The 24,394-nt window shown below is 59.3% G+C and carries 18 protein-coding genes and 3 pseudogenes; 6 read left to right on the top strand and 15 right to left on the bottom strand.

From position 1 onward, the window contains the following. The first annotated feature begins 5 nt into the window (after positions 1-5). From ngg to ureG, 5 genes and pseudogenes are all read left to right on the top strand, one after another. Positions 6-1,829 (top strand): N-acetylglutaminylglutamine synthetase, encoded by a 1,824-nt coding sequence (ngg, locus tag AC0L7L_RS12520; protein WP_473509321.1) that lies wholly within the window; start codon positions 6-8, stop codon positions 1,827-1,829. Between the two features lie 3 nt (positions 1,830-1,832). After that, positions 1,833-2,793, top strand: a pseudogene (locus AC0L7L_RS12515) (osmoprotectant NAGGN system M42 family peptidase); the annotation flags it as partial. Between the two features lie 329 nt (positions 2,794-3,122). Continuing rightward, a complete protein-coding gene (gene ureE, locus AC0L7L_RS12510) occupies positions 3,123-3,602 on the top strand; it encodes an urease accessory protein UreE (RefSeq protein WP_272212275.1) in 480 nt (159 codons plus the stop codon). A 37-nt stretch (positions 3,603-3,639) separates the two neighbouring features. Next, positions 3,640-4,273, top strand: a pseudogene (locus AC0L7L_RS12505) (urease accessory protein UreF). A 26-nt stretch (positions 4,274-4,299) separates the two neighbouring features. Then, positions 4,300-4,911: an urease accessory protein UreG gene (gene ureG, locus AC0L7L_RS12500; RefSeq protein ID WP_272212273.1), complete on the top strand. Its 612-nt coding sequence runs from the start codon at positions 4,300-4,302 to the stop codon at positions 4,909-4,911. A gap of 74 nt (positions 4,912-4,985) precedes the next feature. On the opposite strand, the gene AC0L7L_RS12495 is transcribed toward ureG, so the two are convergent. The 13 genes and pseudogenes from AC0L7L_RS12495 to AC0L7L_RS12435 all read right to left on the bottom strand — a co-directional run bounded on the left by AC0L7L_RS12495 (position 4,986) and on the right by AC0L7L_RS12435 (position 19,269). Continuing rightward, a complete protein-coding gene (locus tag AC0L7L_RS12495; RefSeq protein WP_272212272.1) occupies positions 4,986-5,672 on the bottom strand; it encodes a Crp/Fnr family transcriptional regulator in 687 nt (228 codons plus the stop codon). Positions 5,673-5,923: 251 nt separating this feature from the next. Further along, positions 5,924-6,130, bottom strand: a complete 207-nt coding sequence (locus AC0L7L_RS12490) for a hypothetical protein (RefSeq protein ID WP_473509316.1) — start codon at positions 6,128-6,130, stop codon at positions 5,924-5,926. Further along, a complete protein-coding gene (locus AC0L7L_RS12485) occupies positions 6,117-9,500 on the bottom strand; it encodes an efflux RND transporter permease subunit (protein ID WP_473509314.1) in 3,384 nt (1,127 codons plus the stop codon). The genes AC0L7L_RS12490 and AC0L7L_RS12485 overlap by 14 nt, the downstream gene beginning before the upstream one ends. Before the next feature lie 10 nt (positions 9,501-9,510). Continuing rightward, positions 9,511-10,698 (bottom strand): efflux RND transporter periplasmic adaptor subunit, encoded by a 1,188-nt coding sequence (locus AC0L7L_RS12480; RefSeq protein WP_473509312.1) that lies wholly within the window; start codon positions 10,696-10,698, stop codon positions 9,511-9,513. 306 nt (positions 10,699-11,004) lie between these two features. Further along, the gene (locus AC0L7L_RS12475) at positions 11,005-12,000 is read right to left on the bottom strand and encodes an ABC transporter substrate-binding protein (protein WP_473509310.1); all 996 of its coding nucleotides are present in this window, start codon (positions 11,998-12,000) and stop codon (positions 11,005-11,007) included. A gap of 31 nt (positions 12,001-12,031) precedes the next feature. After that, on the bottom strand, positions 12,032-12,901 hold the full coding sequence (locus tag AC0L7L_RS12470; protein WP_272212268.1) for an ABC transporter permease: 870 nt from the start codon (positions 12,899-12,901) through the stop codon (positions 12,032-12,034). After that, positions 12,898-13,767, bottom strand: coding sequence for an ABC transporter permease (locus AC0L7L_RS12465; RefSeq protein WP_473513915.1), 870 nt, complete (start codon positions 13,765-13,767; stop codon positions 12,898-12,900). The genes AC0L7L_RS12470 and AC0L7L_RS12465 overlap by 4 nt, the downstream gene beginning before the upstream one ends. Before the next feature lie 96 nt (positions 13,768-13,863). Beyond that, positions 13,864-14,283, bottom strand: coding sequence for a GNAT family N-acetyltransferase (locus AC0L7L_RS12460; RefSeq protein ID WP_473509307.1), 420 nt, complete (start codon positions 14,281-14,283; stop codon positions 13,864-13,866). A 31-nt stretch (positions 14,284-14,314) separates the two neighbouring features. Then, a pseudogene (locus AC0L7L_RS12455) lies at positions 14,315-15,107 on the bottom strand (ABC transporter ATP-binding protein). Then, positions 15,104-15,532 carry an NUDIX hydrolase gene (locus AC0L7L_RS12450; protein WP_473509305.1) on the bottom strand — a complete coding sequence of 143 codons (429 nt, stop codon included), beginning with the start codon at positions 15,530-15,532 and terminating at the stop codon, positions 15,104-15,106. Before AC0L7L_RS12450 ends, AC0L7L_RS12455 begins: the two are co-directional and overlap by 4 nt. Positions 15,533-15,536: 4 nt before the next feature. Beyond that, positions 15,537-16,190 carry a LysE family translocator gene (locus AC0L7L_RS12445; protein ID WP_473509303.1) on the bottom strand — a complete coding sequence of 218 codons (654 nt, stop codon included), beginning with the start codon at positions 16,188-16,190 and terminating at the stop codon, positions 15,537-15,539. A 3-nt stretch (positions 16,191-16,193) separates the two neighbouring features. Then, a complete protein-coding gene (gene hydA / locus AC0L7L_RS12440; protein WP_272212264.1) occupies positions 16,194-17,648 on the bottom strand; it encodes a dihydropyrimidinase in 1,455 nt (484 codons plus the stop codon). A gap of 367 nt (positions 17,649-18,015) precedes the next feature. Beyond that, on the bottom strand, positions 18,016-19,269 hold the full coding sequence (locus tag AC0L7L_RS12435) for a Zn-dependent hydrolase (protein ID WP_272212263.1): 1,254 nt from the start codon (positions 19,267-19,269) through the stop codon (positions 18,016-18,018). A gap of 251 nt (positions 19,270-19,520) precedes the next feature. Between AC0L7L_RS12435 and AC0L7L_RS12430 the strand changes: the two genes are divergently transcribed. After that, positions 19,521-20,180: a TetR family transcriptional regulator C-terminal domain-containing protein gene (locus AC0L7L_RS12430; protein WP_473509300.1), complete on the top strand. Its 660-nt coding sequence runs from the start codon at positions 19,521-19,523 to the stop codon at positions 20,178-20,180. Here AC0L7L_RS12430 and AC0L7L_RS12425 read toward each other — a convergent pair. Together AC0L7L_RS12425 and preA are read right to left on the bottom strand one after the other, a co-directional pair. Then, on the bottom strand, positions 20,114-22,837 hold the full coding sequence (locus AC0L7L_RS12425) for a bifunctional diguanylate cyclase/phosphodiesterase (protein ID WP_473509298.1): 2,724 nt from the start codon (positions 22,835-22,837) through the stop codon (positions 20,114-20,116). The two genes, AC0L7L_RS12430 and AC0L7L_RS12425, sit on opposite strands and share 67 nt — an antisense overlap. 235 nt (positions 22,838-23,072) lie before the next feature. After that, positions 23,073-24,386 carry an NAD-dependent dihydropyrimidine dehydrogenase subunit PreA gene (gene preA, locus AC0L7L_RS12420; RefSeq protein WP_473509296.1) on the bottom strand — a complete coding sequence of 438 codons (1,314 nt, stop codon included), beginning with the start codon at positions 24,384-24,386 and terminating at the stop codon, positions 23,073-23,075. Positions 24,387-24,394 lie beyond the last annotated feature (8 nt).

The following is a 24,394-nucleotide window of genomic DNA, read 5'->3' as shown; positions in this document are numbered from 1 at the left end:
AGCCGATGAACTCGGAAAAGGGTCCGAAGGATCACCCGGAGCACCGCGGCCGCGATGCCTATTCCCATCGGCTGAAGAAGATGCGGACCCAGGGCATGAAACCGCCGATCAACAATGGCGATGACAGCGGCGTCATGAAGCCGGACGTTTCGATCGATTGTGGCTGGGGCCGTATCGTATTCGGTCAGACCTTTTCCGATGCCAAACTGTTGATCGAGACGCTGCGTGCCGAGGTGCCCGATCACCGCGACATCGCCATCTATGTGCGCGATCCGCATGTGGTGCTCGCCAACGCCCCGCAGGAGGTGTTTCTCGATCCCTCGCATACCTACCGGCTTGATCTTTCGACCTATCGTGCCGCACCATCGAAACCGCCGCAGGGCTTTTTCATCCGGCGTCTGACGTCGGAGATCGATGCCCAGTCCATCAATCGCATCTATGCCGCGCGCGGCATGGTGGTGGTCCGTCCCGATTTCTTCTGGCGCCAGCGCGATGCCCGCTCGATTGTCTACTTCGTCGCCGAGGACGAGCATACCGGCAATATTCTCGGCACTGTGACCGGTATCGATCACGGTCGAGTTTTCAACGATCCGGAAAAGGGGGCATCGCTCTGGTGTCTGGCAAGCGATCCGCAGGCCCGCCAGCGTGGCATCGGTGAGGCGCTGGTGCGCCGCCTTGCCGAGCATTTCCTCGCCCGTGGCGCCTCGCATCTCGATTTGTCTGTCCTGCATGACAATGTGCCGGCGATCCGACTGTACGAGAAGCTTGGTTTCAAACGGGTGCCGTTTTTTACCGTGAAGCGCAAGAACCAGATCAATGAAAGCCTGTTCACCGGTCCCGAGCAGGAAGACTACGAAGCGCTGAACCCTTACGCGCGGCTGATTGTCGGTGAAGCGCGCAGGAGGGGTATTTCAGCGGAGATAACAGATGCGAAGGGCGGTTTCTTCCGCCTCTCCTATGGTGGCCGCTCGATCCAATGTCGTGAAAGCCTTTCGGAGCTGACAACGTCGGTCGCGATGTCGATCTGCGACGACAAGTCGGTAACCCGCCGGTTCGTCGAGGACGCTGGTGTCAGAGTGCCGCGCCAAATGACCTCCGATGCCGGTGATGATGCGATCGCCGGTTTCCTCAAGGACGCCGGCAAGCTTGTGGTAAAACCGGCGCGCGGCGAGCAGGGCCGGGGGATTTCCGTCGGGGTCACCACGCCTGAGGAAGTGCGTGATGCCGTGGAGGCCGCCAAGGCCTATTGCGACACGGTGCTGATCGAGGAAATGGTCGAAGGCGAGGACCTGCGACTGATTGTCATCAACTACCGCCTGATCGCTGCCGCTGTACGCCGCCCCGCGCATATCATCGGTGACGGGCGGTCGAGCATCGAACAGCTGATTTCCAGCCAGAGTGAACGCCGGAGCGCGGCAACCGGCGGGGAATCGTCCATACCGCTCGATGCCGAAACCGAACGGACCGTGCGCAGCGCCGGCTACACTTTTGCTGACGTACTGGAAGACGGCAAGGAAATCAGGGTCCGGCGCACTGCCAATCTGCATACCGGCGGCACCATCCATGATGTCACTGATATCGTCCATCCAAAGCTTGTGGATGCCGCGATTTCCGCAGCTCGCGCGATCAATATTCCGGTCGTGGGGATTGATTTGATGATCAAGTCGCCCCAAAACCCGGAATACGCTTTTATCGAGGCCAACGAGCGTCCGGGGCTTGCCAACCACGAGCCGCAGCCGACGGCCGAACGGTTCGTCGATCTGCTGTTCCCGCTGTCCATGCCGGCAGGGGCAAGAGTTTCAGCCCGCGAGGCGCAGAAAAACGAGTGAGTGATGCAACGACTGACGATTGATGCCGAGTACCTGTCCGACATGCTGAAATCGCTGCTCGCGATTCCCTCGCCGACAGGCTACACAGATCCGATCGTCCGGTTCGTTACGGGCGAGTTGGAAAAACTCGGCCTTTCCGTTGAATTGACCCGGCGCGGCGCTATCAGAGCCGTGCGGCGTGGGATGGACAGCCGCGGTGCGCGCGCCGTCGTCTCCCATGTCGATACGCTCGGCGCACAGGTGAAATTTCTGAAGCATAATGGCCGCCTTGAGCTTGTGCCGATCGGCACATGGTCGGCGCGTTTTGCCGAAGGGGCAAGGGTCACTCTGTTCACCGAGAAGGGCGCTTATCGCGGCACCATCCTGCCGCTGAAGGCTTCCGGCCACACTTTCAATGACGAGATCGACGAGATGCCCATTGGTTGGCAATATGTCGAACTGCGTGTTGATGCGCTCACGCGCGACGAAGAGGACCTCGACCGTTTGGGCATCGAAATCGGCGACATCGTTGCCATTGACCCGCAGCCTGAATTTCTCGACAACGGCTTCATCGTGTCCCGCCATCTCGACAACAAGGCCGGGGTGGCGTTGATGCTGGCTGCGCTGAAGGCTATGCAGGATGAAAACGTCGAGACACCGGTGGCCAGCCACTGGCTATTCACCATCGCCGAGGAGGTTGGCGTCGGTGCGTCGTCGATCGTCGCGCCGGAAGTTGCCTCTCTGGTCTCGATCGACAATGGCACATCTGCGCCGGGACAGAATCTCGTCCGAGTTCGGTGTCACCATGGCAATGGCCGACCAGACCGGCCCCTTCGACTGGCATCTGACCAAGAAGCTGGTGGATATCTGCAAGTTCAACGATATCCGCTACCAGAAGGATGTGTTCCGCTATTACCGCTCGGATTCTGCCAGCGCGGTGGAGGCGGGCGCGGATGTGCGCACGGCGCTGGTTGCCTTCGGCGTCGACGCCTCGCACGGCTATGAGCGGATCCACATGCACGCGCTGCGCTCGATTGCAGAGTTGATCACCGCCTATCTGACCTCGGATGTCGAGATCAAGCGCGATTTCCAGCAGACCGGCCCGATGACCGGCTTTACCCGCCAGCCGACGGGCAAGGCCAGGCAGGAACTCTCTGCTGACGTCGAGTCCGATAAGATCGACGATCCCAACCATCCCCACCATGCCGGTCATGCGTGAATGATTGCTGCATTGCACGCGCTTGCCAAGCGGTGCAATCTTGGTATGAATGCTGATTACCCTGGATTGTTTCAGGCGTGGTTGAAGGGGAAAGAATGCAACGCGTTACCAATTATATTCTCTCTGGCAAGGACACCACACCGCCTTTCGGGCATGTCGAACTGACACATGAGGCGCGCCATTTGCGGCGCAAGGCGCTGAAGCTTGCCGATGGTGGCTCGGTCATGCTGGACCTCAAGGATGCCGTGCTGTTTGCGAGCGGCGACCGGCTGGTGCTGGAAGACGGGTCGCAAATCGAGATTGTTGCAGCACCCGAAGAGCTTTACGAAATCCGCCCGCGTGACGGCCTCCATATCATCGAACTTGCCTGGCATCTCGGCAACCGGCACCTGCCGGCTCAGATTGAGACGGACCGGATCCTGATCCTGCGTGACCATGTCATCCGTCAGATGCTTCTCGGCCTTGGCGCGACAGTCAGCGAGATTGTTGAACCGTTCCAGCCGGTGCGCGGCGCTTATCATAGCGGTCATGATCACGATCACGGAGATCACGGCCATCACCACAACCACGGTTGATACGGCTGTGGTTTCCGGTCGGTCGCTGCTTCGCCTTATGTCCTGGCTCTCTCCGGCGTTCCCGCTCGGTGGCTTTGCCTATTCCGGCGGGCTGGAACGGGCCGTCGAAGACGGCTTGCTGAAGGATGCAGCTGGGCTAAGGGCCTGGCTTTCATCGGGTCTTGCTCAGGGCTTTTTGTGGAACGATGCGCTGCTATTGTGCGAGAGCCACCGCTGCGGCGCCGATGCCGATCGCATCGCAGAAATGGCGGCACTTGCTGCAGCCCTTGCCGGCTCGCGCGAACGCCATGCCGAAACGCTGGCGCTCGGATCGGCCTTCGTCGCTGCTGCCGCTGCACTGGCCGGCGCCGGTGCTTGGGGAATTGCCGGGCAATATTGCATTGCCGGTTGCTTTCGGCGCTGTGGCTTCGGCCCATGCGATCAGTCTGGAAGCGGCCTGTCAGGGCTATCTCCATGCACAGATCGCGCAATCGGTCTCTGCAGCCATCCGGCTGTCGATCTGCGGTCAGGTCGCCGGCGTTGAGGTGCTGTCCGGTCTGGAAGACGCGATCCTCGCGGCCGCTTCCCGTGCCGCGCAATCCGGGCTTGATGATCTTGGCGGCTGTACTTTCACGGCCGATGTCTGCACGCTCCGGCACGAAACTCAGCGCTCGCGTTTGTTCCGCAGCTGAATTTGAAAAAACTGACGAGGTTCGACATGAAGTCTGAGAACGGTCCCTTGCGTGTGGGCATCGGTGGCCCGGTGGGCTCCGGCAAGACGGCGTTGACGGAAAAGCTCTGCAAGGCCATGGGCCGCGATTACTCCATCGCCGTCGTCACCAATGACATCTATACGCGGGAGGACGCCGAGGCGCTGGTGCGCATGCAGGCGCTGACCTCCGACCGGATCATCGGTGTGGAAACGGGCGGCTGCCCGCATACCGCCATCCGCGAGGACGCGACCATCAACCTTCAGGCCATCGCCAAGCTCAACGCCCGGATCCCGGATCTCGACATCATTTTCATCGAATCGGGTGGGGACAATCTGGCGGCGACCTTTTCACCGGATCTTGCCGATATCACCATCTATGTGATCTCGGTGGCCCAGGGCGAGGAGATTCCGCGCAAGGGCGGGCCGGGGATCACCCGTTCGGATATCCTGATCATCAACAAGAAGGACCTCGCGCCCTATGTCGAGGTCAATCTTGATATCATGGCGGCAGATGCCGAGCGCATGCGTTCGGGTGCCTCGACGGTGTTCACCGACCTGAAGCGTGGCGAAGGTGTTGAGGCGATCGTGTCCTTCCTGAAGGAAAGCGGTGGTCTCTGACCGGGTTTTGACAACGAAAAACCGGCAGGGAAACCCCGCCGGTTTTCAGGTCGGCCGCATGACCGGTGCGCAGATCAGAGAGCCCGCAGCGCGTCCATATCCTCAATTTCGATGATGCGACCGTGTACGTGAACACCGAGTTGTTTCAGCGTCGCGAATGCGCGGGAAAGTGCTTCGGGCGCAAGGCCCAGCTTTCCGGCAAGAAGGCTCTTCTGGAATGAGAGGCGGAAGGATGCCGGGGACCCCTGACCTTCAGCCTGTTCCAAGAGATAAAGGGCTACACGCTGAACGGCAGTGTTGAGCCGGTCATTGGCAATGCAGTCCATGGTTTCTTGAAGCTGGCCCGCAAGAGAACCGGCAATGGCGCGTGCCAGCATGCCGTCATCAGCAGAGGTTGCATTGCGCACCCGGTTGATATCATAGCGCGCCAGCATCGCCTTATCGGCGGCCTGGGCATGATATTCATAGGTGCCGCCGCCGAAGATCAGGTCATCGGCAAAGCTGTCGCCCGGTCCGCAGACGCGGATGTCGGCTTCGCGGCCTTCACTGTTCTGCCGGAACAGGCGTACATAGCCGGAAAGCACGCTGTAAAAATGGGTCGCGGGATCTCCTTGGCGGAATACCACGTCGCGGGGATAGCAATTGGCGAAAGTCGCGCATTCCATCAGCTTGTTCATGGTTGCCATATCCATGTTTGCAGTCAGCTTGGTTTCGACAAAAAGTGTCTTTTTGCGCTCGTTCAGCAAGAGGGTCCTGTTCACTGTCCGTCTCCTGTTCCGGCCCCGCGGCGACCGGGTTTTGGCTGTCCAAAACTGCAACTCGACCGGTGCACGCCGCAATGTCGCCGGTTGCCGGCGCGTGAACGCTTTCCGCTGTTGTGGAAATTTATGTCCCGCGCATCAAAAACTGCATCTCACAAACAACCCGGCAAAAGCCGGTGTCGCCTTTGTGCGGCAAAGTCCGACTTTCCAGATTGGGAGGGAAGGGGCCGGTCTTTTTGCCTGATTGAAACCTAGAAGCAGAGGGCGTCCGGGGGGTTGATTTCAATCAACTCGGTAACGTTTTTTTGACGTTTGCGGCGCGGCTCAAGATGCAGTGTAGCAAATAGCAAAAGGGCCGGTTTTGAACCGGCCCTGAGGCGAAACGATTTAAACAAAACCGCGTTTTCTGCTAGCGGAATGTTTCCGCTTACCAATCCGCCGCGATCAGGCCATGCCATGCCTGCCATATCCGTCGCGGTTGTTCTCGATCTCGTCGAGCCGCTCTTCGAGTTTGGCAATTTTGGCGCGGTTGGCGTCGCTGAGACGCCCTGTCTCTTCCGTGGTGTAAACCCTGTCGTCGGGGTCACGCTTGCCGATGAAGCGGCTGAACGTCCAGCGAAGCAGCCTGGCGATATCATCCATGATCATGAAAAACGCGGGCACCACAAGCAGGCTCAGCACAGTCGAGACGATGATGCCGCCGATCACCGCCGTTGCCATCGGCGCGCGGAAGGCGGAGCCCTCGCCAACGCCGAGTGCCGCCGGTAGCATGCCTGCCGACATCGCAATCGAGGTCATGATGATCGGCCGCGCGCGCTTGCGTCCGGCCTCCACCAGGGCCGTGCGCCGCTCCAGCCCGTGCCAGATCGCCTCCTTGGCGAAGTCGACCAGCAGGATGGCATTCTTGGTAACAATGCCCATCAGCATCAACAGCCCGATCATCACCGGCATCGACAAAGGTTCATCCGTCATGATCAGCGCGATTGCCACCCCGCCAAGCGCCAGCGGCAGCGAGAACAGAATGGTAAACGGCTGGATAACATCCTTGAACAGCAGGATCAGCACCGCCAGCACCAGGAACAGGCCCAGCAGCATGGCGTTGATGAAGCTTTGCTGCATTTCGGCGAGGATCTTGGCATCGCCGCTTTCGACAAGGCTGACCGTCGACGGGATCTCGGTATTTTCGACGATCTCGCGGAAGCGCGCTGTTGCCGGATCAAGCGCCACGCCCGGTGGCAGGTTGGCGCCGATGGTGACCACGCGATGGCGATCATAGCGATCGACGGTGGCAACGCCTTCGGTGTAGTTGACATCGGCGACCACCGAGAGCGGCACCATTTCGCCGGATGCTGTCTGGATCTTAAGGTTGCGGATCGCCGAAAGGTCGCGGCGCAGTTCGAGATCGGTGCGCACCCGGATCGGGATCAGCCGGTTGTCGAGCGATATCTTCGGCAGGTTGGCGTCGATGTCGCCAACGGTCGAGACCCGCACGGTTTCCGCAATCGCCGCCGGTGTTACGCCAAGGCGCGCGGCGATTTCCTTTTTCGGGTGGATCTGCAGTTCGGGCCGGGGGAGCGCCCCTTCGGAGGAGACCTTGTCCAGCATCGGATCGGCCCGCAGTTTCGATTCCAGAATGGCGATGGCCTGCTGGAGATCTTCCTCATTATCGGAGAGGAAGTTGAACTGAATGTCGCGCTGGCCGCGATCGTTCAGCTTGGTCACACGGAGATCGGGGATATCGGAAAGAGCAGCCAGAACCTCCTGTTCGATCTGCCATTGCGGAATGGTCCGGCCCTGGGGCTCAAGCTTGGGGAGATATTGCCCGATCAGCGGAATGCCGCCGATCATGTCGTTGACAATTGCCTCGGACAGCGAATGCGCGAGGTTCCCCAGCGTGATTGTCACCGTAGCGCGGCGGTATTCGAGATCGCCGAGTGGGCCTGAACCGCCAAGCACCGTTACGCTTTCCACACCTTCGAAATTCTCGATCCGGCTTGTCACCACACGTGTCATTGCTTCGGTGTCGGAAAGTTGCGCGTTCGGCGGAAGCTCCACCGACAGTACGATGCGCGAGGCGTCTTCCGGCGGCATGAAGCTGCCGGGGATTTTCGCCATGAAATGCAATGAGACCATCAAAGTGGCAACCGCTGCAAGAAGAGAGATGAAGCGGGCTGGGAGCCTTACAAAATCGCGGGACCCTGTAAAACGGTGCGTCAGTTTCGCCGGAGGAAGGTAAGTCAACCAAACTCTCGGAAACAGTGGCAGAGACCAGTAGGTGGTCCAGCGTACTGCGGCGGTATAGGCGCGCATTGCCCGTCCGTCGTTCTTTTCGTTGTCTTCCTTCGCTTCGTGCTTTGCCGGCTTCAGGATATAGGCGGCCATCACCGGTGTGATCAGACGGGCGACCACAAGCGAGAAGAACACGGCAAAAGCCACCGTCAGGCCGAACTGGATGAAATACTGGCCCGGAATGCCGGGCATGAAGGAGACCGGCGCGAACACGGCGATGATGGTGAAGCTGGTGGCAATCACCGCAAGGCCGATCTCGTCGGCAGCGTCGAGGGCGGCGCGGTAGGGCGTCTTGCCCATGCCGATATGCCGCTCGATGTTCTCCACCTCCACAATCGCGTCGTCAACCAGAATGCCGGTCGCCAGCGTCAGCGAGATCAGGCTGACAAGGTTCAGCGAAAAGCCGAGCATGTCCATGATCCAGAAGGTCGGGATCACCGATAGCGGAAGTGCGACCCCGGCAATCAGCGTTGCCCGCCAGTTGTGCAGGAACAGGAACACCACGATGATGGCGAGGATTGCACCCTCATAGAGCGTATCGAGGGCGGCGGTATAATTGCCCTTGGTGAAGTAGACCGCGTCGTCGATCAGACTGATGGAGACATTCGGGTTTGCGGCGCGGACCTCGTCGAGTGCTTCGGCGACAGCATCGGCCACCGTCACTTCGCTGGCGCCCTTGGAGCGGAACACACCGAAGGAGACGACCGGGTTGCCGTCATGACGGGCGAAGGTTCGGGGTTCTTCATACGTGTCGGTTACCGTGCCGAGATCGGAAAGTCGGGCAAAGCGACCATTGCCGAGCGCGATCATGGTGTCAGCGAGATCTGAAACGCTGCGGGCGTCACCCAATGTGCGGATCGCCTGTTCGGCGCCTGCGACCTGGCCGCGGCCGGAGCCGGTATCGGCATTGGTCTGACGCAATTGCGCATTGACGGCAGAGGCTGTGATGCCGTAGCTCGCCAGCTTGTTTTCATCGAGCGAGACCTGAATTTCACGGTCGGCGCCGCCATAGCGGTCGACGCGTCCGACGCCACGGAGGCCCTGAAGCGCGCGCTCAACGGTGTCATCCACGAACCATGACAGTTCTTCAAGCGACATATTCGGCGAGGATACCGCAAAGGTCTGGATCGCCTGTCCTTCGACGTCAATCTTGCGCACCACAGGCTCATCGGCATTGGCGGGCAGATCCGAGCGGATGTTGTCGATGGCGTCCTTGACGTCACGCAACGCTTCGTCAGGCTTGACTTCCATGCGGAACAGCACCGAGGTGGTCGAGACGCCATCGGTCACCGTGGAGTTCAGTTCATCGACGCCGGAGACGCTGGCAATCGCGTCCTCGATCTTCTTGGTCACCTGCATTTCCAGTTCCGCGGGCGCCGCCCCGCTCTGTGTCACGGTAACGGCGACGACGGGCACGTCGATATTGGGGAAACGGGTGATCGGCATGTCGCGGAACGCCTGCAGGCCCATGAACATGAGCAGGCCTAAAAGCAGCAGCGGTGCGACCGGATTACGGATGGCCCAGGCTGAGAAATTCATTGGTCAAACCTCAGTTGGCCGGCGCTTCGGCGGCTGGTACGGGGTTGATCCGGTCGCCGGCGCGGACATAGGCGCCGGCCTTGGCCACCACCTGGTCGCCTTCGGTAAGACCCCGAGTGATTTCAATCGAATTTCCGTCCTGAATGCCGGTCTCGACCGTGACGTTCTCGACCGTACCGTCCTTGACCCGGCGCACGGTGGAGCCGTGCCGGCTGATGTTCACGGCCGTCATCGGCAGCGCCAGGTTCTCGGCTTCTTTGACGATGACCTCTGCGCTCGCATACATGCCGGGCCGCGCGCGGCCAGGAACGTCGATGGAAATAAAGACATCGCCGAGCCGGGTCACATTGTCGACCACGGGCGAAACCAGGCGCACGGTTCCTGTGAGCGGCGGTGCATCACCTACGAGCGAGATCCTTGCGCTCTGGCCCACTTTGATCTTCATCATGTTTTCTTCGGGCACTTCAGCGACAAGCTCGATCGCGCCGTCACGGATCATGGTGAACATTGGGTTCGAGGCACCGGTGGCAATGGCGCCGATACGCGCATTCTTGCCGGAGATAATGCCGGAAACGGGAGCTTTGATGTTGGTCCGTTCAAGCCGGAGGTCGATGTCATTGATCTCCGACTGCGTCACGTTGATGTCAGCCTCGGCAACGCTTATCGCCCCGCGCGCGGCCGCGGCTGTGGCGTCAGCTCTAAGCGCTGCGGTCTCTGCCTGTTCCAGCGCGGAGGTGGAGACAGATCCGCTGTCGGCGAGCCTCTTGGTGCGCTCATACTGCCGGCGGGCGTCTGTCTGTGCGGCTTCGCTGGCCGTCAGTTGGGCACTGGACTGGGCAAGACTGGCTTTGGCCCTGGCCTTGCTGGCCTGGAGGCTGCTCCTTTGCAGAAGCAGCGAATCTGTGCGGAGCGTCGCCAGCACATCGCCTTGGCTGACACGGTCGCCGATTTCCGCGTGAATCGTTTCGATAGAAAGTCCTTCGACGAGCGGCTGCACGAACACCTCCTCGACCGGCTCAATCGTACCGGTGGCCCGTACAATTTCGGTAAGCGGCACCACTTTCACATCGGTTACAATGATGGAGGGCAGACTGGAACCTGTGTCTACGGGCGCGCTGGCTTCGGCGCCGAGAACGGGTGACAGGGCGAACACCAGAAACATGGAGGACAAGGCGGCGATATGGAATGTTCTCGGCATGGCAGTTTTCCTCTATCGGCCGGAAGGTGGCCACGGCATTCTGGAGATGGTCTCGCCCATATTGAGCGTGCGGTGATCGGCCGGTCGCGTGCAGGTCTGTTGCTGGTAATTCTACGCGATCAGGCGTCCGCCAGTTTTTGTTGTGAGGCAGTTCGTCACAACGCTGTTCCATTTCAAGTCAAATATCGGCAAAAAAGTACAAATTGAACCAGTTGGTTCGATTAATATGAAAACTGGTGCAAAAATGCAATACGCGCGGCTCTTTCGGGAGCCGCGCGTATCTGTTGTCAAGCGAATGCCTGAAAATCAGTTGGACAATGCCGCGTCGGTAATTTCCAGCGTATAGGCACCTTCCGGCTGCTTGGTGATGACCGGGTCGGAACCGCCGCCGAGCAGAACCTCGACTGTGCGCTGATAATCGGCCGGATCAAGCGCGCCGTTGGAGCCGGCGGTTAGCTTGGCCACTTCGCCCATCATCCGCTTCTGGTGCTTTTCGGTCTGGGCGCCGGTGTCGTCATATTCGAGCACGATTTCGGCGGCTTCATCCGGATTTTTCTCGGCCCATTTCCAGCCCTTCATAGAAGCCCGGACGAACTTGACCATGTCTTCCTTGAACTCCGGATCGGCAAGATCGTCCTCAAGCACGTAAAGCCCGTCTTCCAGCGTGGCCACGCCTTCATCTTCATATTTGAAGGTGTTGAGCTGGTCCTCGGAAATGCCGGCATCGATCACCTGCCAGTATTCATTGTAGGTCATGGTCGAGATACAGGCCGCCTGCTTCTGCAGCAGCGGATCGACATTGAAGCCCTGCTTCAGCACGGTTACGCCGTCGTCGCCGCCATCGGTGGGAATGCCGAGATGGGCCATCCACGACAGGAACGGATATTCATTGCCGTAGAACCAGACGCCGAGCGTCTTTCCCGGGAAGTCCTCGGGGCTCATGACCTCGTTTTCCTTAAGACATGTCAGCATCATGCCGGAGGATTTGTAGGGCTGGGCGATGTTGACGAGCGGCACGCCTTTTTCGCGGGTCGCGAGCGCAGACGGCATCCAGTCGACGATCACATCAGCGCCGCCACCGGCGAGAACCTGAGCAGGGGCGATATCCGGACCGCCCGGCTTGATGGTGACGTCGAGGCCTTCCTCTTCGTAAAAGCCCTTTTCGAGCGCCACATAGTAGCCCGCGAACTGGGCCTGGGTGACCCATTTGAGCTGCAGCGTGATTTCATCTGCAGAAAAGGCCTGGCCTGCGCCAAGCGCCAGACCGCCTGCGGTCAATGCCGCGAGAAGTGTCGATTTCATATGTTCGTTCCCCTTGTTTTCGGTTGGTTCATCACGACCGCCCGGACCGGACGGAGGGATGCCAGAACGTGACGACGCGCTGGATGAGCGCCACCACGCCATAAAAGGCGGAGCCGGCAACCGCCGCCACCGCGATTTCGGCCCAGACCATGTCGATATTGGCCCGGCCCACTTCCGTGGAAATCCGGAAACCCATGCCGACGGTGGGTGTGCCGAAAAACTCTGCCACAATGGCACCGATCAGCGCCAGCGTGGAATTGATCTTCAACGCATTGAAAATGAATGGCCATGCGGCCGGAAGCCGAAGCTTTATCAGGGTCTGGCTCCAGCTTGCTGCATAGGTGCGCATCAGGTCGCGCTCCATGCTGTTGGAGGCTGATAGCCCCTGAATGGTGTTGACCAGCATGGGAAAGAAGGTCGCCACGACAACAACCGCGGCCTTGGATGGCCAGTCAAAGCCGAACCACATCACCATAATCGGAGCGATGCCCACAATCGGAAGCGCCGAAACGAAGTTCCCAAACGGCAAAAGCCCGTTTTTGAGAAATGGCGAGCGGTCAATCAAAATAGCAACGATGAAGCCTGAGCCGCAGCCAATGGCATAACCAATCAAAACGGCCTTCAAAAATGTCTGCTGGAAATCGGCCCATAGGATCGGCAGCGAGTTGATCAGCCGCACCCAGACATCGCTGGGCGCTGGCAGCAGGATCGGTGGAATATCGAAGGCAATGACCACGCCTTCCCAGATGATGATCAGCGCTGCGCCGAAGATCAGCGGCACGGCAAGCCAGGCGAGGCGATTGAGCAGCGGGTTTGAAAATTTCTGGCGCACCAGCCATTCGTTGAAGGCCCAGCCGCCGAGCCAGAAGGCAATCGCAAACCATACGAAACCGTCATTCATGGCTTGACCCCCATGCGCTTGAGGACCGCCGTTTGTGCAAGCCCGACAATCGCCACCAGGATGGAGGCAAGGATCGCGGCCATGAACAGCGCCGACCAGATCTGTACCGTCTGTCCGTAATACGAGCCGGACAACAGCCGCGCACCCAGGCCGGCGACAGCCCCCGTCGGCAGTTCGGCAATGATGGCACCGACCAGCGAGATCGCAATCGCGATTTTCAACGAGGTAAAGAGGTAGGGCATGGCCGATGGCAGACGCAGCTTCCACAGCACCTGCCGGTCATTGGCATTATAGGTGCGCATCAGGTCAAGCTGCAGAGTGTCCGGCGACCGCAGTCCGGAGACCATGCCGACGGCAACCGGAAAGAATGACAGATAGGTGGAAATCAGCGCCTTCGGCAAAAGCCCGGTAATGCCGATGGCGTTCAGCACCACGATCAGCATCGGCGCAATGGCGATGATCGGAATGGTCTGGCTGGCGATGATCCACGGCATCATCGAGCGTTCCATCGTGCGGTTATGGACGATGGCGATGGCAAGCACGATGCCGAAGGCCGAACCGATGGCAAAGCCTAGAAGGGTGGATGAAAGCGTGATCCATGAATGATAGACGAGGCTGCGCTTGGAGGTGATTTTCTTGTCGACGGTCGTGCTCCACAGCTCTGACGCCACCTGATGCGGGGAGGGCAGGACCGGCCGGTCGAGCGTATAGGACTGCGCCACGATCTCGCTGAAGGTGATCTCCTGCCCGGCGCGGCGCGCCTGATCCTCGACGAACTGCTTGTTCATGACCACCACGAACACGCACCAGATCGCGAGAATGGCAAAGACGACGGTGGCGACGGGAAGGACACGCTCACGCAGCATGGCGGTGGCCTCCGTTTTGGCGCGCTGCACCGGCCAGCGGCAGATCAGGCCTTCGGGCAGCGATATTTGTGTCACGGGAGAGGCGGCGCGGTTCACTCATGTGACGGCCTCCGGTTGCCAGCCCAGAAGAATGTCGGGAAGGCTTTCCTCGTTGTCGCCGTCTGTGCGTTTGATCTCGGAAAAACCGGCGCGGCCATAGAAATCGCGGGCTGGTCGGTTGGCAACGAAGGTCCACAGCGAAAGCCCTGTTGGCTTCTGTGCTTTGCAATCGTTGACCAGCATTGTCCCGATGCCTCGCCCGCGTGCCTGCGCGGTCAGATAAAGGGCGGAGATGAAAGAGCCGTGCGACACGGTTGAAAAACCGACTGCCTCACCCTCTTCCGCTGCAATGGTGACGGTACAGTTTTCGAAGACATGTTCGCGGTAATGGCGTTCGACATCAGCATGATCATGAATACGCGGCATCCACGGCGTTTCATCGATCCAGTCGTTGAGGATTGCGGCACAGGCCGTCATATCATCGACTTTTGCACGGCGGAGTTGGCACTCAATCATAACTATGCCCCGCCCTCAGCCCCTCGCGCACGCGATGGGCGATCTTTAGAAACTCGGGGCTTTCGCGAATGTCGAGCGGGCGTTCCTTTGGTAGCGTCGAGATCGATCACGTCTGTAACCCGGCCGGGGCGTGGGCTCATCACCACGATCTTTGTGGACAGATAAACCGCTTCGGGGATGGAATGAGTGACGAAACAGATGGTCTTGTTGGTCGCCGCCCAGAGCTTGAGAAGTTGTTCGTTCAGGTGATCGCGGACAATCTCGTCGAGTGCGCCGAAGGGTTCGTCCATCAGCAGAAGATCGGCATCGAAGGCCAGTGCGCGGGCAATCGAGGCGCGCTGCTGCATGCCGCCGGAAAGCTGCCACGGGAATTTCTTCCCAAAGCCCGCCAGGTCCACCAGTTCCAGTACGCGGTCGACGCGCCGGTTCTGGTCGGCCTTGGTATAACCCATGATCTCGAGCGGCAGGGCGATGTTCTTTTCAATCGTGCGCCACGGATAAAGGCCGGCAGCCTGAAACACATAGCCATAGGCACGGTCGAGCCGGGCATTTTCCGGTGTGGTGCCGTTGACGGTGATTTCTCCGGCGGTTTTTTGCTCAAGGTCGGCAATCACGCGCAAAAACGTGGTCTTGCCGCAGCCGGACGGGCCGATGAAGGAGACGAAATCGCCCTTCTTGACCTCCAGATCAACATCTTTGAGCGCGTGGACCGGGCCGTCATTGGTCTCGAAGGTGAGACAGAGATCCTTGGCCGAAACGACGGAAAGGGGCGCCTTATTGTTCATTCTGCGCTCTCCAGTTCTGAAAATCGCTTTCTGGCGATCGGAAACAGGTGGTTTTCACTCAAGGCGGCGCGCTTAACGCTGACGTCACCGAATAGCGGCAGCCAGCGGCATTCCGCGATTTCGGCCTGTGGCGCGACATCGGGCTCGGCAAAGGCCGAAAACGCTTCGGCCTCGACGATCATGCCGGGCTCATTGGCCGCCTGTTCGCGATAGACGCCTTCAGGCCGGAAGGTTTCTGGTGAAAGCTTCAATGCAAGTTCTTCATCGAGTTCACGCATGAGCGCCTCGATTGGCGTTTCACCGGGATCGATCTTGCCGCCGGGCTGCATGAAGGCCGTTGTGCCGCGCTTGCGCACGGTGAGCATTTCGCCCCTGGTGTTGATGATCAGTGCTGCGGCGATGCGGATGGTGTTGTCGTCATTCATCGGCTCATGTCCTTTTCTGCAACGCAAGCGCTGCGCCGAGCATGATCAGGATGCCGCCTGCCGACCCTTCAAGCCAGGCGACAAGGCGCTCCGTCACAACCCGGGCAAGGCTGGAAAAGGCAAGGGCGTAGATGATCAGGATCGGCAGTTCGAGCGCCACGGAAAGACCGCCGAAGACGACCATCTGCAGCGCCACATCGCCAGCCGGGTTGACGAATTGCGGCAGGATGGCAACGAAGAAGGCGAGGTTCTTAGGATTGGCCGCCTGCACGCTGAAGCCCCGGAAAAACAGCCTGAACGGGGCTTCCGGTTCTGCCCTCCGCAGGCTGGCGGCGCTTACCAGCGCGGAACTGCTGTCAGCTTTGCGGCGGGAGAAGAGCGGCGCGATCATCTTGATGCCGAGCCAGACGAGATAGACCGCGCCGACGATCTTCACCACGTTGAAAAGCGTCGCGCTCATCAGGATCAGCGAGGCGACGCCGGCCGCCGACAGCGCGAAATAGAGCGCGTTGGTGGCCAGAATGCCGGCCGCGGCCGCCTGCGAGCGCCAAAAGCCCTGCCGCATCGAGAGGCCCACGACAAGAAGCACGGCTGGGCCCGGCGATAGGCACAGCAGAAACTCGGTCGCGGCAAACGTCGCCACGCTTGACCAGTCCATGCCTCAGACCCCCGACGGCGGAATGCCGGCGCGCTCTATTTTGCGCGGGGCAACGAGGTCCTTCCAGGTGGAAAGCGCCTTGTTGACGGCAGGGTAAGGCTCGCGCTTGACGTATTTGCCGTGTCCTTCCTCGGTCTTCAGCGTCGTCTCCTCGACGACGACCTTGCCGCGCGAAAGGGTGAAGCGCGGCAGGCCCTTAACATGCTTGCCCTCAAACACGTTGTAGTCGATGGCGGAAACCTGGGTGTCGGCGGTGATCGTCTTTTCCAGCGCCGGGTCCCAGACGACAAGGTCTGCATCCGCGCCGACCAGAACGGCACCCTTCCTCGGATACATGTTGAGGATCTTGGCAATGTTTGTGGAGGTGACGGCGACGAATTCGTTCATCGTCAGTCGGCCGGTCGAAACGCCATAGGTCCACAAAAGCGGCAGCCGGTCCTCGAGCCCGCCCGTGCCGTTGGGGATCTTGGTGAAGTCATTGACGCCGAAACGCTTCTGCTCGGTGGTAAAGGCGCAATGGTCGGTGGCCACACAGGACAGCGTGCCGGATTGCAGACCCGCCCACAGCGAATCCTGATGCTGCTTGTTGCGGAAGGGCGGCGACATCACCCGGCGCGCCGAATGATCCCAGTCCTTGTCGAAATATTCGCTCTCATCAAGCATGAGATGCTGCACCAGCGGTTCGCCATAAACCCGCATGCCCTTTTGCTTGGCGCGGCGGATCGCCTCGTGGCTCTGCTCGCAAGAGGTATGGACGACATAGAGCGGCACACCGGCCATATCGGCAATCATGATGGCGCGGTTGGTGGCCTCGCCTTCGACTTCCGGCGGGCGCGAATAGGCGTGGCCTTCCGGACCGTTGTTGCCTTCTGCCATCAGCTTTGCCTGCATGCTGGCGACGACATCGCCGTTTTCGGCATGGACCAGCGGCATGGCGCCAAGCTCTGCGCAGCGTTGGAACGAGGCGAACATTTCGTCGTCGTTCACCATCAGCGCACCCTTGTAGGCCATGAAGTGCTTGAAGGTGTTGATGCCCTTTTCCTTGACGACGGTTTCCATCTCCTCGAACACCTGTTTGTCCCACCAGGTGATCGCCATGTGGAAGGAATAGTCGCAGGCTGCACTGGTCGACTTGTTGTCCCAGCGTTTGATCGCATCGAGCAGCGACTGGCCCGGATCGGGCAGGCAGAAATCGACAACCATGGTGGTGCCGCCGGCAACGGCGGCGCGCGTGCCGCTGGCAAAATCGTCGGAGGAATAGGTGCCCATGAACGGCATCTGCAGATGCACGTGCGGATCGATGCCGCCGGGCATGACGAAACAGCCTGTTGCGTCGAGGGTCTCGTCGCCGGAAAGATCGGGACCGATCTCGATGATCCTGCCGTCTTCGATCTTCACATCGGATGTGTAGGTCAGGTCGGCGGTGACAATGGTGCCGCCCTTGATAACTTTACTCATTATGCTGTTCCCTTACGTTTCAAACGGGCGGTTTTCCGCTTCTCGTTTCGTGTTGTCTATTTCAGCCGGAATTTTCCCCGCGGATGTGTATTTCTGGACATATCAGAAGGTGTGGAGCCGATATTCGGGGTGGTGGCCCCGCGGCTTTTCACCGGGCTGGTTGCCTTCTTGGGCGTGATATCGGCGCTGACCGACGAGGCGGGCCGCGCGCCGATGAAGCCGCGTGAACGCAGAGCCGGTTTGGCGCCTTTTTGAGTGCTTTTCATCGACGCCCTTTAAGCCTTGAGTGTTCGCCTATAAACGATAGCAATCGTCTGAGAAGCGTGTTGCCGTGCTGCTTTGAATTTCTTCTGCAGCAAGCCTTTGGTCAAGCGACAATCTCCGCCGTCTTCAACACAGCCCGCAACAGCACATCAGCACCGGCGGTTGCCCATTCCTTGGAGATGTCTTCCGCCTCGTTGTGCGACAACCCGTCGACGCAGGGGCACATTACCATGGTTGCGGGTGCCACCTTGGCGGCCCAGCAGGCATCATGGCCGGCGCCGGAAACGATATCCATATGCGAATAGCCGAGTTCAACGGCAGCTTCGCGGACATTTTTCACCAGTTCCGGGTCGAACGTCACCGGATCGAAATGGCCGACAGGCTCGACCGAACAGCCGACACCCAGTTCATCGCAGATTTCGGCAGCCTGTTTTTCGATTGCCCCGCGCATATGATCGAGCTTTTCCTGATCAACGGTGCGGATGTCGACGGTGAAGGTGACGGTTCCCGGCAACACGTTGCGGGAATTGGGTTTGAAGAACATCTGGCCGACGCCGCCGACAGCGTTTGGCTGGGCGTCCATCGTGACCTTCTGCACCATTTCCAGAATGCGAGCCATGGCGAGACCGGCATTGACCCGCATCGCCATCGGGGTGGAACCGGTATGGGCTTCCTTGCCTGTCAGCGTGAATTCCAGCCACCACAGACCCTGACAATGGGTGACGACGCCGATTTCCCTGTTTTCGGCTTCCAGGATCGGGCCCTGTTCGATGTGGTATTCGTAATAGGCGTGCATCTTGCGGGCGCCGACCTCTTCCTCGCCGAGCCAATCGATCCGCTTCAACTCGTCGCCATAGGATTTTCCCTCGGGATCGGTACGGCCATAGGCATAGTCGAGTGTGTGGATACCGGCGAAAACGCCGGAGGCCAGCATGGCGGGCGCAAACCGCGCGCCCTCTTCATTCGACCAGTTGGTCACGACGATCGGGTGTTTGGTCTTGATGTTGAGGTCGTTCAGTGTGCGCACCAGTTCAAGCGCGGAAAGTACACCGAGCACGCCGTCATATTTGCCGCCGGTCGGCTGGGTGTCGAGATGGCTGCCGACATAGACCGGCAGGGCATCGGGATCGGTGCCGGGCCGGGTCATGAACATCGAACCCATCTTGTCGACGCCCATGATCAGTCCCGCGTCATCGCACCACTTCTGAAACAGGGCGCGGCCTTCCGCGTCCTCGTCGGTCAGGGTCTGGCGGTTGTTGCCGCCGGCGATCCCGGGGCCGATCCTGGCTATTTCCATGATCGCGTCCCAAAGGCGGTTGCCGTTAATACGCATATTCTCGCCTGCAAAGGCTCCCATTGATTGTTCCCCGTTTTGTTCCCGAGGCTATGCCGCCAGCCGGATAAGGCACCGGAAAACAGGCATTGCCTTTCTTGTTTGGATCGGTCACGATTTTGATCGGTTGGTAAACTTTACAACTTCCGCGCCAAGGCTCAAGTGATCAGAATCAAAATCAGCCATCATTTTCCAAAAAAATAGCCTAAAGTTTAGGCGAGATTCTGAAATTGTGCAAAAATGGCTGTGCGGAACGAGGGGCGATGGAAGTGGAAATGACACCACGGGCGGGACGAACGCAGAGGCGGACACGAATACAGGAAGCCAAGGAAGAACTTATCCTCGAGGCTGCTCTGGACGTGTTTTCCTCGAACGGGTTCAGAGGGGCGACCGTCGATCAGATCGCCGATGTGGCCGGCATGTCCAAGCCCAACGTGCTCTATTATTTTCGCTCGAAAGAGGCCGTGTTTACGGCCCTTGTCGCCCGTGTAATGGATATCTGGCTCGATCCGCTGCGGGTTTTCGATGTCGAAAAGGACCCGGCAAGCGAGATCCGCTCCTATATTCGTCGCAAGCTTGAAATGGCGCGGGATTTTCCGCGCGAAAGCCGGCTTTTCGCAAATGAGGTGCTTCAGGGCGCGCCGAATACCGAGGCTTTCCTGAAGGGGGAGCTGAAGGATCTGGTGGACGAAAAGGCCAAAGTGATTCGCGCATGGCAGGAGGCCGGCAAGCTCAGAAAGGTCGACCCATATCACATGATCTTCTCGATCTGGGCCACAACACAGCATTACGCGGATTTCGATGCGCAGGTGCAGGCCGTGCTGGGCGAGGGGCTTTCGGGGGAAGGTCGCTTCGAAGATGCCGCCCGCTATCTCGAGACGCTGTTTTTGAAGGGCCTTGTCCCTGACAGGACCCCCAGCAGAGATGAATGCTGACGTGCCTCACGGTATTTTCGAAAGCCAGCTTTTTCTTGGGCAAAGTCGGCCAGGGCGGCGGCGCTCAGCGGCGGCGCGAAGAAATAGCCCTGAAACGCATTGACGCCGAGGTCGCGCAGAATGCGCACATGATCGGCGGTTTCGACACCTTCCGCGATCACCTCGATACCCAGCGCCTTGCCGATTTCGACAATAGAGGCGACCAGCCGCCGCTGGCGCTGGCCGGTAGTGATCGGAAACACCAGTTGTCGGTCGATCTTGAGCCGCTTCGGTGACAAGGCAAGAAGGCTCAGAATTGACGCATAGCCGGTGCCGAAATCATCGATCTCCACATCCACGCCGAGGGTTTTGATCGCCCGGACAGCCGTCTCGAGGCTGGTGTCGCGTTCATCGAAAGAGATCGATTCCAGCAGCTCGATGCAAAGCTGCCCGGGCTCCAGCTGACTTTCGGAAATATCGTCCAGAAGGGCAGCGTCAATCAGCCTCTGGGCTGAAATGTTGACCGACAGATGGGGAATGCTGACCCCGTTTTGCGCCCAGGTTTTGAACTGTTTGCTGGCCTTTTGCAGCACCAGTGCGTCAATCCGGGCGATCGAGCCGGTTGTCTCGGCGGTGCCTATGAAATGGCCCGGTGTCAGTTGACCGCGGGTCGGGTGGTGCCAGCGCACCAGCGCCTCGACCCCTGAAAGCTCCATGGTGTGCGCGGAAATTTGTGGCTGGTAGAACACCTCGAACTGGTCGTTCTCAAGGGCCGCCAGCAATTCGTCCGCCACTTTCTTGTTGGTGATCGCGATGTTTCTCAGTTTGGCGTCGAAGATCACAAGCTGGTTGCGGCCCATGCGCTTGGCCTCATAGAGCGCAATGCCGGCATTGACCAGTACGTCGCGCAGGCCGGCTGTGTTCTCATCGAACCAGGCTATGCCGACGCTGGCGCTGACGCGGATATGATGTTCGCCATAGCGAAGCGGCTTTCCAAGTGCACAGATGATTTCCCCAGCCATGCGTTTCAGCCGATCGATATCGCCATCCCAGTGCGTGACAAGGGTAAACTCGTCGCCACCCATCCGCGCCAGGAAGTCGCGAGGCCCGGCAATGCTTTTCAACATGTTGGCGCTGTGACGCAGCATCGCGTCGCCGGCAGCATGGCCGAGCGTATCATTGATTTCCTTGAACCGGTCGAGGTCGACATGGAGCACGGCGTGGGGCTGTTCTGTGTGTTGAATGTCACTATTGGCGCTGTTGCCCGAGAAGGTTTCGGCAAGGCAACGACGGTTGGCAAGCCCCGTCAACGCATCATGAAGGGCGTTGTAGCGCAGGACCTTCTGCGCATCCTCCAGTGCCTTGTTTTTTCGCTGGGCTTCAATATTGGCTCGTTTGAGGTCCTCTTGAAGTTGTACGTCTTCGGTCGTGTCACGGTTCACGCCGATAACGTGAGTGCGGCCTCTGCGATCCTTGTAGAAGGCGCCGAAGGCCTGCAGATATCGGATCGTGCCGTCTTCGAGAACGATCCGGAATGTGCTTTGAAAATCCTTTTCCTCTGCAAGCGTGATCTCCAGACTTGTCTTCTCCTTCTGCTGATCATCAGGGTGGAGCCGTTCTGACCAGATTTGCAGCGCACCTTGCCCGCAATCCGGCGATTTGTCGTAAAGTGCATACATCCGCGCGTCCCAGATGGCGTTGCCGGTTGCCACATCCATCTCCCATACGCCGATTTTTGATGCGTCGAGGGCAAGCTGCATGCGTCGGGAGAGGCGCCGCACGGTTGTGAGATTAAGATGACGGACGCGCATCAGATGGGCGATGCCCAGAACTGCGGCGATGATGATAAGTCCGATGGTTCCGATCAGAAGCTGCCGTGGCCATGCCGTCTGGAAAGGTTCTTTCCAGCCGCTTTTCGGCACTGCAGCCAGGGTCCATTGTGTGTTTGCAAGATCGATTGGCTGTGTGACCGGATCGGCCGCAAAAACCTCCGGCGAACCGAAGAGCATATCTGTAAACGAACCGTCAGCGGAATTTTTGGCAAGAGCGAGGGCCAGGTCTGGACGGCCTGTTGAAATGGAGTGGTCCGAAAGCAGGCCGTCAAGGCCAACAACGGCTGATAGCACCCCCCAGGACGCGCTGTCGTCGCCGTCGTAAAGCGGGTAGTAGGCCAGAAGGCCCCGTCCGCCCTGAACCAGCGGTAGCGGGCCATCGACAACCGGTTCATGCCAGAGAAGGGCCTTGCGTATGGCGGCGAGCTGGTCCGGGCGGTCGCGGTAATCAAGCCCGATCACCGTGCGATTCTCTTCAAGCGGAAAGGCCATTGCGATTTTCAGGTCGCGCGCGAGAGCGATGCTTTCGATCGCGTTATGGCCGTCGAGCAATTTGCTGGCGAGTCGCTCAAAGCGGTCTGTTTCGATTTCGGGTTCGAGCGACATCGCCAGGCCCAGCCCCTCCACCAATCTGAGATTTTCCTCCAGATCTGCCACAAGCCGCGCGGTGGAGAGCGTCATGCGTTCCGATGTCTTCAGGCGAAGGTTCTGCGTGTAGTTTTTATCGGATTGCCGTTCGGCGACGTAGATCGACCCAACAACGAGAAGGACAACAGCCAGAGCAAGGAGATCGCTGGGAATGAGCCAGAGTTTTCTTTTCAGTGGCCATATTTCCTGCTTCAGCATTCTCTATATTTCCCCATATGCTATTGCATTTCTGCGATCATGCTGCGGGGATTTTAATTAAAAAATCAATTAAAAAATGTATATTTTATGTCTTATTGAGAATGGTGGCGAGTTTATGTTATGTGATCAATTTATATTTTAGTAAAACTATTATGTAATCTGTCGGCGTAATGTGGAAAAGCCACGGCGCTGTTGTAGGCGCCGTGGCTTTTTTGTTTTGAGAAAGTAGAGGTTGTTATTCGGCGATCTTGGTCGACATCGGGTTGTTGGGGTGGAAGGTCCAGTTGGCGTAGTCGGCGGAGACAATCTCGCCTGTGCGCTCGTCCTTTTCGCCCGGGGCTAGCGTCACCATGTCTATGCAGTTTTCCACCGGGCAGACATTGACGCAGAGATTGCAGCCGACGCAGTCTTCTTCTTTGACCATGAAATGCCGTTCGCCATCGACCATGGCCGTAATCGCCTGGTGTGAGGTGTCCTCGCAAGCGATGTGGCAGCGGCCGCATTTGATGCAGAGGTCCTGATCAATGCGGGCCTTGGTGATGTGATTGAGGTTCAGGTATTGCCAGTCGGTAACGTTTGGCACGGCGCGGCCCGAGATTTCGTCGAGCGTGCGGAATCCCTTGGAATCCATCCATGCCGAAAGGCCCGAGATCATTTCCTGCACGATCTTGAAGCCATAGGTCATCGCCGCGGTGCACACCTGTACATTGCCCGCACCCAGCACCATGAACTCGGCAGCATCGCGCCAGGTGGTGATGCCGCCGATACCGGAGATCGGCAGGCCGGCGGTTTCCGGATCGCGGGCGATCTCAGCCACCATGTTGAGCGCGATCGGCTTCACGGCCGGGCCGCAATAGCCGCCATGGGTGCCCTTACCGCCCACCGTCGGGTTCGGGGCGAAGGTGTCGAGGTCGACGGAGACAATGGAATTGATGGTGTTGATCAGCGATACGGCATCCGTCCCGCCCCGGTGGGCGGCGCGGGCCGACTGGCGGATGTCTGAGATATTCGGTGTCAGCTTGGTGATCACCGGCATGCGCGTGTACTGCTTGCACCAGCGCACCACCATCTCGACATATTCCGGCACCTGGCCGACGGCGGCCCCCATGCCGCGCTCGGACATGCCGTGGGGACAGCCGAAATTGAGCTCTATGCCGTCAGCGCCGGTTTCCTCCACCAGCGGCAGGATCGCCTTCCAGCTCTCCTCCTCGCAGGGCACCATGATCGAGACCACGATCGCACGGTCCGGCCAGCGCATCTTCACTTCCTTGATCTCGCGGAGATTGAGATAAAGGTCGCGGTCGGTGATCAGCTCGATATTGTTGAGGCCGAGAAGCCTGCGGTCGGCGCCCCAGATCGCGCCATAGCGCGGGCCGTTGACATTGACGACCGGCGGGCCTTCCTCGCCAAGTGTCTTCCACACCACGCCGCCCCAGCCCTCACGGAAGGCGCGCTCGACATTATAGGCCTTGTCCGTCGGCGGCGCGGAGGCGAGCCAGAACGGATTGGGTGACTTGATACCGACGAAATCGTTTCTGAGATCAGCCATTGTCTTGT

Source organism: Martelella sp. K41-7, from assembly GCF_055808365.1.
Note: the sequence above shows the minus strand (reverse complement) of the source record. Positions and strands in the feature narration are given on the sequence as shown.